Genomic DNA, 12,706 nt, shown 5'->3' with positions numbered 1-12,706 from the left:
AATGAATGATAACTGAAACTGCTACGGCAAGTAAAGAATCCACCTTATTGTACCGATTTCTCACAAGCCCGGAGCTTCGATGGGGGCGTTATCTGCTGCTTATTGCCATATTAAGCGTGATTTCCTTAAATCAGGTCTTTATTATTTTTATAGACTACCGGGAGGTATTGGGGGGATGGGTTTATGTGTTTACCTTTTTGTACCTGCTCGCCTATCTTGCCGTGATCTATCTGAATCTTTTTCACTTATTCCCGCAATATTTGCTGAAAAGACGTTATCTGGCTTATCTGTCACTGCTCTCTGCGGCCATGATAGCCGCACTCGTAATGCAGATGGTAACGGAATATACTGTTTTCTCAAATTGGCCGGAGCTTCAGGTGCGGAAATATTACTTCTCGCTACCTATGATAATGGATTATATTTCTTCCTTCTTGCTGACCACGCTCTGCATGATAGGAGGGGCGGTGACGTTGCTTTTGAAAGAGTGGATGGTAGATCATCAGCGTGTCTCGCAAATGGAAAAAGCCCATGTGCTGTCGGAAGTGGAGCAGTTGAAGGAACAGGTGAGTCCCGAACTCCTTTTCAAGACACTGCATCGTGCGGGACAACTCACGCAGGACGATCCGGAAACAGCCTCGAAGATATTGATGAAATTAAGCCAGTTACTCCGTTATCAACTTTATGATTGCAGTAGGGCCAAAGTTTTGCTTGGCAGTGAAATTACTTTCCTTACCAACTACCTGACATTGGAACAGAATTTTCAGCCCCGGTTCAGCTACTTGTTTACTTCGGAAGGAGACGTGAACCGGATGTTGGTTCCGCCCTTGCTTTTCGTTCCTTTTGTGAAACATATAGTGGAGCAGATAAGTGAACAGCAGGTATCGGCTCCTGTTTCTTTGAATATCCATCTGAAAGCGGAACAGGGCACGATATGGTTTACTTGCCTTTGTCCGGAAGTCAATCTGTCGGCGGATAAAGGGCTGGAACGAATCAGGCAGAGATTGAACTTGCTGTATGGCAACCGTTACGGGCTATTATTGACGGAATGTAGTATACAACTGGAACTGAAAGGAGGCGAATGATGGGATGGAAAGAAGATGATAAAGGCAGGACGGGCAGAAACCGGAATGATAAAAGCATAAAAGAGTTGACAGTCCCCTCTTTTCTGTTGAGTCCTCATTACAGGATATACAGGCATTTGCTGTTACAGGCGGTGCTCTTGTTGATTGCCATCAATGTTTTTGGGTATGAGCCTTTGCAGGGTGTTTCCCTCTGGCGTCGTTTGGGAGGATGCTTTGTGTATTTTGCATCAATGAACATAGTGATATATGTCAATTTGTATTTATTGGTTCCCTGTCTTTTGCTGAAGAATCGTTGGGGGAGGTATGTGCTGGCGGCTTTAGCTACAAATATAGCAGTGATTATCTTTCTTTCGGTTACTCAAGGATTGCTTTTCGAGGTGATTCTGCCGGGTAATCCTGATCCGTATACAACTGCTATCAATGTGATTTCCGGGTTGCTCACTATCGGATTTCTCACGGCAGGTTCCACGACAATATCTTTGTTTACCCATTGGCTTCGCTACAATCTGCGCATTGACGAACTCGAGTCCACTACTTTGCAATCCGAACTGACATTTCTCAAGAATCAAATCAATCCGCATTTCCTTTTCAATATGCTGAATAATGCCAATGTCCTGATAAAGAAAAGTCCGGAAGAAGCTTCCAAAGTACTTTTCAAACTGGAAGATTTGCTACGGTATCAGATTAATGACAGTTCGCGTGAAAGAGTTTCGTTGGCTTCGGATATCTGTTTCCTGAATGACTACCTGAATCTGGAAAAGATACGCCGTGACAATTTCCAGTTTACGTTGAGGCAGGAGGGAGAAGTGGATTCCATTTGGATTCAGCCTTTATTATTCATTCCTTTTGTGGAAAATGCGGTGAAACATAGTTTTGATAGTGAGCATTCTTCGTATGTCCATGTAGTTTTTAAGGTGGATGCTCACCGGCTGGAATTCCGGTGTGAGAATTCTCAACCGGTTGTTGCAGTCCGGCAGGGTAAAGTCGGTGGAATCGGACTTGCCAATATTCAGCGTAGGTTAGGATTACTGTATCCTGAACATTATAAGTTGGAACAAAAAGAAGATGAAAATCTCTATTCTGTAATTTTAAGTATAACATTATGAATTGTATCATTGTAGATGATGAACCCTTGGCACGTGAGGCCATGAAGTTATTGATAGACGAACTCGATAGCCTCCAGTTGATAGGCAGTTTTAACAGTGCTGCAACTGCTTCCGACTTTATGGAGCAACAGGCAGTCGATCTGGTTTTTCTGGATATTCAGATGCCCGGGATTACAGGAATAGAGTTTGCCCGTACGATTTCCAAAAAGACACTGGTTATTTTCACCACAGCTTATACAGAATATGCGTTGGATAGCTATGAAGTAGATGCAATCGACTATCTGATCAAGCCTGTCGAAGCGGAACGTTTTCAAAAGGCAGTGGATAAAGCGTTATCCTACCATTCTCTATTATTGAAAGAAGAGAAAGAAGCTATCGAAACGATTGTTGCCGCTGAATATTTCTTCGTAAAGGCAGAACGCCGGTATTTCAAAGTGAATTTCTCCGATATTCTTTTTATTGAGGGATTGAAAGATTACGTCATTCTTCAACTGAACGACCAGCGTATCATTACTCGCATGAGTCTGAAAGCTATATTCGATTTATTACCCAAATCTGTTTTTTTGCGGGTGAATAAATCCTATATAGTCAATACCGATCACATCGAATCATTTGACAATAATGATATATTTATAAAATCGTATGAAATTGCTATTGGTAATAGTTACCGGGACGACTTTTTTGAGGGTTTTGTAATGAAACAAAGATTGTGATTTTTCATTTTTGTTTGGTTACATAATTTTCAAATGGTATATTTGTAACCAAAATAAAGAATACGTGATTGGCACAACAGACTATATTAGTATTAAGTTAACTGATGAGACGCAGTTTCGTTCTATATTCGACAAATATTACATATCTCTATGTATGTTTGCTAATCAGTATGTCGAAAATGATGCATTAGCGGCTGATATTGTTCAGGAGTGCTTTGTGAAATTGTGGCAGTTGCGCGATGATTTCATGTATGTGCATCAGATTAAATCATTCCTCTATACGTCGGTACGCAATAAATCTTTGAATGAATTGGAGCATACCAAGGTAATGAACGAGTATGCACAGAAAGTTTTGGAAATGAGTAAAGATTCTTTTTTTCAAGACAAGGTCATAGCAGAAGAAAGTTACCGGATATTGGTGGAGGCCATTGAAAAACTGCCACCACAAATGAAAAGCATTATGCAACTGGCGCTTGAAGGAAAAAGCAATCCGGAAATTGCTGAAACACTGAATATTTCCGGCGAAACGGTACACTCCCAGAAAAAGATTGCCTACCGTAAATTACGTGTATATTTGAAAGACTATTATTACTTGGTTTTTTACTTTTTATAGTTTCTTTTTAAAAAAAACATTTTCAATACACCCTGATTTTCAATTCACCTGTTTTAGTATAAACAACGATTAAAACATGTGAATTATGATAAACCAACATTTCTATATTGCAAGACTCATTGCCAGATACTTATCTGATGAAATCGGGGAAGAGGAACAGGCGGTATTGACCCGGTGGAGAAATGAATCACCCGAAAACGAACGCCTTTTTCAGGAAATCTGCAAAGAAGAGAACATAAAGCAGAATATGCAGAAGCGGCAAACTTTCCATGCAGAGGACGGATGGGAGGGAGTGCAAAGAAAAATCCAACGCCATCGGTTCAGAAACCGGATATTGAATATATGTAAATATGCTGCCATTTTCATCTTTCCGGTGGCTATTGCTACTGTTGCAATATATAAGAGCGGTAATGAACCCCAGCCGTTATCTCAAGCAACGGAGCAAATTGTTCCGGGTGGTAAGAAAGCCGTTCTTATTCTGGATAATGGAGAAGCAATTGATTTGAAGTCCACTTCCGGTGTGGAATTGAAAGAAAAAGACGGTACAGTCATTCAGGTGGATTCTACAGCATTGAATTATCAGCAGGCTCCCGCCCGGACATCCGAGAAACTTGCATATAATAAGGTAAATGTTCCTCGTGGTGGTGAATATCAGCTGACGTTGAGCGATGGAAGTAAAGTACAGTTGAATTCTATGAGTTCCATTCGGTTCCCTGTTCAGTTTGCACAGGATTGCCGTTTGGTAGAACTGGAAGGAGAGGCCTATTTTGAAGTAAGCAAAACCGGACAGCCTTTTATCGTGCAAACCAAAGGGATGAAAATAGAAGTATTAGGAACTACTTTTAATATATCAGCTTACCCAGACGAAGAATATCAGACTACACTTGTCAGCGGTTCTGTAAAAGTACAGACTGAAAATGGAAGTAACCGGATTTTGAAACCATCGGAACAGGCTTGTATTACTCCGGGCAGCAACCAGATCAATGTACGCAATGTAGATACTGCATTTTATACTTCATGGATACATGGAAAGATCAATTTCAAAGATCAGCGGTTGGACGACATCATGAAAACTCTTGCCAGATGGTATGATATGGATGTAGTCTATGAGAATGAGGTGACCAAGGAGTTACGCTTCGGTTGCTATGTTAACCGCTATAATGAGATTACCCCATTGGTGAAATTGTTGGAGCAAACGGGTAGAGTAACTGTCACAGTAGAAGGAAAAACTATCAAAATATTCACTAATCATTAATCCCTGTTTTATGGAAAAACTACGTAATGTTGCCAGATTTGGGAAATATGGAAAACGTCTTTGTATGATGTTCCTTTTTCTCTGTATTACGACTTCAGGGCTGATGCGCGCATCTGTATTCGCACAGACCACGGTTACAGCCAAATTCAGAAATGTAACACTGAATGAGGTTCTTTGGGAAATTCAGAAACAAACGGACTTTACCTTTATCTACAGCACAAATGATGCGAAGAAAGTCAGAGTGGAAAATCTGGATGTGAAGAATGAGCTGATTTCTGAAGTGCTAAACAAATGCCTGCGAAATAGCGGACTGACTTATACAGTTCATGATGGAGTAATTGCCATCCGTAAGGCTGAACCCGTTAGGACGGAAACTGTTGCACGTGAGAAATATACGATTACAGGGAAAGTAATTGAAGATAGTGGAGAGCCGATAATCGGAGCTAATGTCATCGTGAAAGGTACAACTAACGGTATGATGACTGATATGGACGGTAATTTTCATCTGGAAGTTACAGACAAGAAAGTGACTCTGATGGTTTCTTATATCGGTTATACGTCACAGGAAGTCGTTGCAACTCCCGGCAAGCCGATGAGTATAATCCTGAAAGTGGATAATAACCTGTTGGACGAAGTGATTGTAACGGGATATGGTACTTTCAAGAAATCGGCTTATGCAGGTTCTGCCAGTATCGTAAAGACAGATGCTGTGAAAGATGTGCCTAATGTATCTTTCCAACAGATGTTGGAGGGTGCGGCTCCCGGTGTTAGCGTGAATACCGGTTCGGGTATACCGGGTTCGTCAACGTCCATCCGTATCCGTGGTATGGGGTCGTTCAATGCCTCCAATTCTCCGCTGTATGTGGTGGATGGTATTCCCGTATTGTCAGGTAATATTGGTGCATCCGGTAGTGATTCCGGTTTGGATGTAATGTCTACCTTGAATACATCGGATATTGAGAGCATCACTGTTATCAAGGATGCCGCTGCTGCTTCACTTTATGGTTCGCGTGCAGCGAATGGTGTTGTCATTATTACCACGAAACAAGGAAAAGCAGGTAAACCGGTCTTTAAATTGAAATCGGATTGGGGCTTCTCTAATTTTGCCATGCCTTTCCGCGAATTGATGGGCGGACAGGAACGTCGTAACCTGATTCACGAGGGGCTTCGGAATTATGCTTTAACTTATAGCGGTAAGACCGATGATGAGGTAGGACTTCATCAGGGAATGACCGAGAATGAAGCATGGGCTTATGCCGATTCGAATATTGACCAGTATGCACCGATTCCTTGGTGTGGTTTTGTGAACTGGGATGATTATTTGTTCCGTAATGGTAGCCACCAGAATTACGAGTTTTCAGCTTCCGGCGGACAGGAAAAGATTAAATACTATACGTCCATTGGTTATATGAAGCAGGATGGTGTTACGATAAACTCCGGTTTGGAACGTATTTCTGCACGTTTGAATGTAGACTATCAGATGGCTAAATGGATGAATATCGGTGCAAAGATACAGTTCTCCAAAGTGAATCAGGATACTTATTCGGAGGGTACATCGTATACTTCTCCAATTTACGGTACACGTAATGGAGCCACACCGTCTGACCCTATATGGAATGAAGACGGCACTTGGAACCGTGCATTAATCAAATTGGATGACCGTAACCCGATGTTATCAAATTCTTATAATTTTAAGAGAGAATATGCGACTCGTTCTTTCAATACTGTATATGCATCATTCGATATTTGGAAAGGAATCAAGTTTGCGTCTACATTCAGCTATGATTTTGTGATGAATAAGTCTCGTGCATGGAAAGACCCGCGCACCAGTGACGGTGACGATGATAACGGACGTTTCAGCAAGGATTACAATGATATTACCAATATGACATGGTCTAATATCCTGACTTATCAGACAAAGATCAAGAAAAAACATAATCTGGACCTTTTGGCTGGTTATGAAATCAACAGTAAGGAGTCGGATGGGCTGGGAACTACTATCTCTAATTTTGCACGCTGGGATAAACCGGAAGTGAACAATGGTGTAGTGTATCAGAGTATGGGAGGTTCTAACAGTACGACGCGTATTGTTTCTTATATCACACGTGCCAACTATGACTATGACAACAAATACTATCTGGGAGCGAGTTGGAGAACAGACGGAAGTTCGCGATTGGCAAGAGAGAATCGTTGGGGAAATTTCTGGTCATTGTCCGGTGCATGGAGAGTGAGTAGCGAGAGTTTTATGAAACCTCTTCAGAACTGGTTAAGTGACCTGAAACTTAGAGTCTCTTACGGTGTGAACGGAACATTGCCGTCTTCTTATTATGGCTATATGGGATTGAGCAGTCTGACCAGTAATTATAATGACAATCCGGGTATCACGCAGTCGCAACTGGAAAACAAGGAACTGACTTGGGAAACCAACTACAACTTCAACTCCGGTATCGACTTGGGATTCTTCGACAACAGGCTGAATGTTACATTTGAATATTATGTCCGTACAACGAAAAACCTGCTTTACAGCCGTCCATTATCTCTTGCAACAGGTTTCTCCAGTTATCTTGCCAATATTGGTAAATTACAAAACAAGGGATATGAATTGGAAATTCGTTCAACTAATATCGAGACAAAAGATTTTCGTTGGAGCACCAGTTTGAATCTGGGACATAATGCCAATAAAATCCTGAAGTTGGACGGAGATTTGAAACAAGTAACCAGCGGGACATCTATTCATAAGGTCGGTTTGCCCTATTCTACCTATTACATGATTGAATTTGCAGGCATCGACCCGGCAGACGGCGAACCGATGTTTTATAAGAATACGACGGATGAAAATGGAAACCTGAACAAAGAAACTACTAAAGATCCTCGTAGTGCGGAAAAAGTGATACTGCAATGTGCCGATCCTACTATCACCGGTGGACTGGGTAACAGCATCTCTTATAAGTGGTTTGATCTGAATTTTAACGTGAATTTCTCTTTTGGAGCATGGAACTATGACGGCTCGGCAAGCAAACTGGAACATGGTGGCAACGGAACACTGAACATTCCTATTTATTACCGGAAACGCTGGCAGAAGGAGGGCGATGAAACTAACATTGAACGTTTTGTGATCGGTAGATCTATATCAATGACAGACTATGCTACGACACGCCGTTTATATAGTGGAGATTATGTTCGTCTGAAGAATCTGACTTTCGGCTTTACACTGCCGAAGACATGGACCCGGAAAGTGGGTATAGACAATATACGTCTGTATGCATCGGGCAATAACCTGCTAACTTGGGCGGCATACGATTATATTGACCCCGAATCGGGTTCATCACCTAGTTGGGATACTCCTCCGATGAGAACCTATACATTCGGTTTGGAAGTGAAATTCTAAGTGCATTAATCTATAAATGAATAAGTATGAAAAAGATAAAATATATAGCTTTAGGTGTCTTTGCAACCTTATTGAGTAGTTGCGGAAATGACTGGTTAGATTTGCAATCTTCCACAGCTATAGAAACCGACGGTTCATTGACCGAATTAAGGGATTTTGAATTTGTGCTGAACGGTGCATACAGCAGTATGCAGTCATCCAGTTATTATGGAGCGGATATGTTCTGCTATGGTGATTTGAGGGGAGATGACATGAAATCTTATAAGTCTTCCAGCACCAATGTCAGTTTCTATACATTCAAGTATAATAAGACGAATGGACCTAGTGGCTTCTGGGGAATGTACTACGGTATTGGTAAGAACCTGAACATTTTATTCAGGGATATTGAAAAGATAAGGCTTGTTCCCGATCGGGAAATTACAACTCCGAAACTGGAGAAACTGACAGAGCAGGAGTATTATAATGATTTGAAAGGAGAGGCTTTGGCAATACGTGCTTTGTTGCTGTTCGATATGACACGTATTTACGGGTATCCTTATCTGAAAGATAACGGGGCATCATTGGCTGTGCCCATCATTGATAAAGTGGTAGAAGATAAGAATATCAAACCTTCCCGCAATACGACTGCCCAATGTTATAAGGCCATCACAGACGACCTGACAGATGCGGTGAAACTGCTTCGTCCGGTAAAGAAAGAGGGTAAAATCAATAAATGGGCGGCTATGACATTATTGAGCCGGGTTTACCTCTACATGGGTAATGACGGTGAGGCGTATAATGTGGCTGCTGAAGCTGTCAAAGGTGCGGAAAAACAAGGCTATAAGTTGTGGACCAATGATGAATATGCTGAGATATGGGCTACTCCGTTCAATAGTGAACTGTTGTTCGAAATTGTGAATCTGACAACTGATAGTCCGGGAAAATCATCCATCGGTTATCTTAGCACGAAATATAATCTGATAGCTACCGAAAAGTATTGGAAAAACTACATGAAAGATAATTCCGATGACGTCCGTAGTCAGATGGTTTCTACGGCAAGTAGCAGTAAACCTTATTGTTTGAAATATCCGGCACAAGGTTCTAAATCGTATGAAGATGCCAATATCCCGGTTTTCCGTTTGTCGGAACTCTATCTGAATGCGGCTGAAGCTGCGGTTAAGAAGAATGATATACCTAATACGCGCAAGTATCTGAAACCGATTTATGCACGTACGGGCAAGGACCTGGATGCTGTGGCGGACGAAGACATAAATTTGGATCTGGTGCTTGAACAGCGTCGCATTGAATTCTGGGGCGAGGGACAACGTTTCTTTGATCTGCTTAGAAACAACAAGAAAGTGATACGTGAAGACTATTTGAGCGAAGTTCCCAATGAAGCAGTTGAGTTTGATTGGAGTTATTATAAAATCGTTCTTCCTGTTCCTAATCACGAAATGGAGTACAATGAAAACATGGTTCAGAATCCGGAATATGAATTGCATTAATTAACGCATTAACGTATAGAAATTATGAAAAAGATATATAGCATCTATTTCCTTTTGGGTTTGTTCATCACGACCTTTTATTCGTGCGGGGAAGATCTGACTCCCGTGGGACCGGATATAGCTGAAATCACTCATTTCCGTAATGATGGTCCTTACCTTTTCTATGAAAACGGTAAACTTAAAATTCTGGAAGTGACTAAAGATAATGCATTGAACATTCGTGAAGAGTCCGGATTACCGGCCGGATTGAAACTGGATGTGTATTCGGATGATAATCAACTCCTTTTTCAGGTACCCATTAATAAGATTGAGAATTTTGAACGTCCGGCATGGGAAGACCGTACAGAGTATGCTAAAACATTTGCCGTATCCGACCTTCACGGGCGTTTCGACTTGTTTGCCGCTATTCTGAAAACAGGGGAAGTGATTAATGATAAATATGAATGGATATATGGCAGTAACCATTTGGTGATTGATGGTGATATTTTCGATCGTGGGGCAGACGTGCTTCCTATTTTATGGCTCATATACAAATTGGAATTTGAGGCGAAAGCCGTTGGTGGCAGAGTGACAACCATCTTGGGGGATCACGAAGAAATGATAATGCGTGATAATCTGAAATATACGTATGCCAAATACAACACTCTTTCGCAAAGAGCGATGAACATGACCTATGGAAAAATGTGGGGACTGACGAATGTGATGGGTAACTGGCTGCGTTCTAAAAACACCATTCAGATTGTAGGTGAAAACCTTTATGTTCATGCAGGATTGAGTAAGGCGTTTATGGAACGCGAAGAGACGATTCCCGAAATCAATGAACTGGTGAGCAAGAGCATTTACCTTTCAAAAGAGGAACGGAAAAAACAATATCCGGAGATTGCCGATTTCCTTTATAGTGATAGTTATAACGGTCCGTTGTGGTATCGCGGAATGGTTAAGACTGGCAGTGAGTACAGTCCGATAAAGGAAGCGGATGTAGATAAACTTCTGGCTCAATATGATGTCAAACGTATTATTATCGGTCATACGGAAAATAGTCGTGTGAAGTATACCTATGATAAAAAGGTATATGATATTTGTGTCAATCATCCCAAGGCTTTTGAAAAAGAAACTCGTGCCGTAGTTATTGAAGGGGATGATATTAAAGCCATCAATGACGAAGGAGAATTAGTAACGATTAAAAAATAAACTTCAAGAAAGAAAAGAATATGAGCACTCGTTTTTTGAGATTATTTCTTTCCACTCTTGTTCTCGTTTTAATAAGTTCCGGCATTCAGGCCGGAACTTATCATTCAGGAGATAAGAAGAAAGAGAAAAAAGAGAAATTGTCTGGTGACGGACCCTATATACTCTATCAGGCAGACGGTAGTACACGGGTTATTAATGTCAATAAGAAAGGACGGATTACAGATAAGACTTATGCGACATTACCTAAAGATTTCAGTTTCCGTGTGACGGATCATGAGGGACGGTATCCGTTTGATGTAAAACTCCATCCATTAAAAAGACCGGAGTGGCAATATACCCGTCCGGAAAAAGTTTTTGTGATGTCCGATCCTCATGGGCGGCTGGATTGTGTGATTAGTCTGTTGCAAGGAAATGGAGTGATTAATGATAACTATCAATGGAATTTCGGTAGCAATCATTTGGTGATTATCGGAGATATTTTTGACCGTGGCAAGGATGTACTGCAGATTTTTTGGCTGTTCTATAAATTGGAAGACGAAGCGGCTAAAGCAGGAGGTCATGTCTCTTTCCTTTTGGGAAACCATGAGGCTCTGGTGTTGTCCAACGATCTTCGCTATACAAAAGATAAATATAAATTGCTGGCAGAAAAACTGGGAGTGGAATATCCTTCATTATTCGGCACAAATACCGAATTGGGGCGTTGGCTTGCAACACGTAATACAATGCAAATCATTGGAACCGATTTATATGTACATGCCGGATTAGGAAAATTATTCTATGATAAGGAATTGAATATCCTCACTGTAAATGAGGAAATGAGCCGGGCACTTTTCATGAGCAAAAAAGAGCGTAAGGCACTTTCTCCATTGACTGATTTTCTGTATGGCAATGACGGTCCGATCTGGTATCGCGGCCTGGTGAGAGAAGATCCCAAGTATAAACCGTTGGTACAGGACTCTTTACAAATGATGTTGGATCGTTATATGGTAAAACACATCCTTGTGGGGCACACTATCTTCAAGGATATTTCAACCTTTTATAATGGTAAAGTCATCGCTGTCAATGTTGACAATAAGGAGAATCGGAAGAAAAAACGTGGACGGGCTGTATTGATAGACAATGGGGTTTATTACGTTGTTGGTGACGACGGTGTTCAGAGAAAACTATAATGAGCCTAATTAGAACTAGCCCTCTATCCATCTTCAAAAGACGAATAGAGGGCAGTCACCATGACGAGAAAAAAGTCGAAGTCTATTACTTTGCTTCGTTATTTTGTTTCAGAAGAAATTCATCAATTGCTTTTTTAAGCTGGTCTTTGGGCATAGCTCCCTGCATGATTCTAGGTTCCTCTTTCATCGGAATCATCAATAGGGTAGGGATGCTGCGGATACCGAATGCCGCTGCCAGATCTTGTTCTTTGTCCACATCAATCTGATAGATATCTACTTTACCGCTATATTCTTTACTCAGTTCTTCCAGAATCGGGTGCATCACCTTACATGGACCACACCAGGTAGCATAGAAATCTACGATCGCAGGACGGCTGCCCTCAAATTTCCAATCGTTCGGATTGGCTTCATAATTATATACTTTCTTTAAAAAATCTGCTTTATTTAATGCTACTACTTCCATTTTATTGTCCTCCTTAGTTGATTCATTACTCTTTTTATTTTCTCCGCTGTTGCCTGCGCAAGCTGTGGTTGCCAATACAACGGCAAAAGCACTCAATAAACCTTTCATTAGTTTCATATACTATTCTTTCTTTTTGTTTTCTCTGTTGCAAAGATAGGGGATATAAAGGGAGTAAAAAATAGCAATTTGACAGAAACTCTTGGCAAAACTTCCCTCGGATAGTTACTGAACGCTAAAATTTG

General features: G+C 41.1%; 10 protein-coding genes. 9 read left to right on the top strand and 1 reads right to left on the bottom strand.

All coding sequences use genetic code 11. The annotated features are described in order from the left end of the window. Positions 1–5 precede the first annotated feature (5 nt). The 9 genes from AB3G73_RS08220 (at position 6) to AB3G73_RS08180 (ending at position 12,001) form a co-directional block, all read left to right on the top strand. Entirely contained in the window at positions 6–1,082 is a 1,077-nt protein-coding gene (locus tag AB3G73_RS08220) for a sensor histidine kinase (RefSeq protein WP_234132870.1), read from the top strand. Then, a complete protein-coding gene (locus AB3G73_RS08215) occupies positions 1,082–2,188 on the top strand; it encodes a sensor histidine kinase (RefSeq protein ID WP_367745422.1) in 1,107 nt (368 codons plus the stop codon). The genes AB3G73_RS08220 and AB3G73_RS08215 overlap by 1 nt, the downstream gene beginning before the upstream one ends. Then, positions 2,185–2,901, top strand: a complete 717-nt coding sequence (locus AB3G73_RS08210) for a LytTR family DNA-binding domain-containing protein (RefSeq protein ID WP_195649463.1) — start codon at positions 2,185–2,187, stop codon at positions 2,899–2,901. The genes AB3G73_RS08215 and AB3G73_RS08210 overlap by 4 nt, the downstream gene beginning before the upstream one ends. Positions 2,902–2,965: 64 nt before the next feature. Then, a complete protein-coding gene (locus tag AB3G73_RS08205) occupies positions 2,966–3,514 on the top strand; it encodes an RNA polymerase sigma-70 factor (RefSeq protein ID WP_148364879.1) in 549 nt (182 codons plus the stop codon). 85 nt (positions 3,515–3,599) lie between these two features. After that, on the top strand, positions 3,600–4,769 hold the full coding sequence (locus AB3G73_RS08200; RefSeq protein WP_367744443.1) for a FecR family protein: 1,170 nt from the start codon (positions 3,600–3,602) through the stop codon (positions 4,767–4,769). 10 nt (positions 4,770–4,779) lie between these two features. Next, complete coding sequence (locus tag AB3G73_RS08195) at positions 4,780–8,157, top strand: TonB-dependent receptor (protein WP_148364881.1); 3,378 nt, start codon at positions 4,780–4,782, stop codon at positions 8,155–8,157. Positions 8,158–8,183: 26 nt separating this feature from the next. Further along, entirely contained in the window at positions 8,184–9,641 is a 1,458-nt protein-coding gene (locus tag AB3G73_RS08190) for a RagB/SusD family nutrient uptake outer membrane protein (RefSeq protein ID WP_148364882.1), read from the top strand. A gap of 24 nt (positions 9,642–9,665) precedes the next feature. Then, positions 9,666–10,832 (top strand): metallophosphoesterase, encoded by a 1,167-nt coding sequence (locus AB3G73_RS08185; protein WP_195649467.1) that lies wholly within the window; start codon positions 9,666–9,668, stop codon positions 10,830–10,832. Positions 10,833–10,852: 20 nt separating this feature from the next. Continuing rightward, positions 10,853–12,001 carry a metallophosphoesterase gene (locus AB3G73_RS08180; protein ID WP_367744439.1) on the top strand — a complete coding sequence of 383 codons (1,149 nt, stop codon included), beginning with the start codon at positions 10,853–10,855 and terminating at the stop codon, positions 11,999–12,001. An 85-nt stretch (positions 12,002–12,086) separates the two neighbouring features. On the opposite strand, the gene trxA is transcribed toward AB3G73_RS08180, so the two are convergent. Further along, a complete protein-coding gene (gene trxA / locus AB3G73_RS08175) occupies positions 12,087–12,581 on the bottom strand; it encodes a thioredoxin (protein WP_217721082.1) in 495 nt (164 codons plus the stop codon). Between the last annotated feature and the right edge of the window lie 125 nt (positions 12,582–12,706).

Origin of the sequence: Bacteroides sp. L008 (assembly GCF_040812255.1) — a bacterium.
GTDB lineage: Bacteria > Bacteroidota > Bacteroidia > Bacteroidales > Bacteroidaceae > Bacteroides > Bacteroides vicugnae.
Note: the sequence above shows the minus strand (reverse complement) of the source record. Positions and strands in the feature narration are given on the sequence as shown.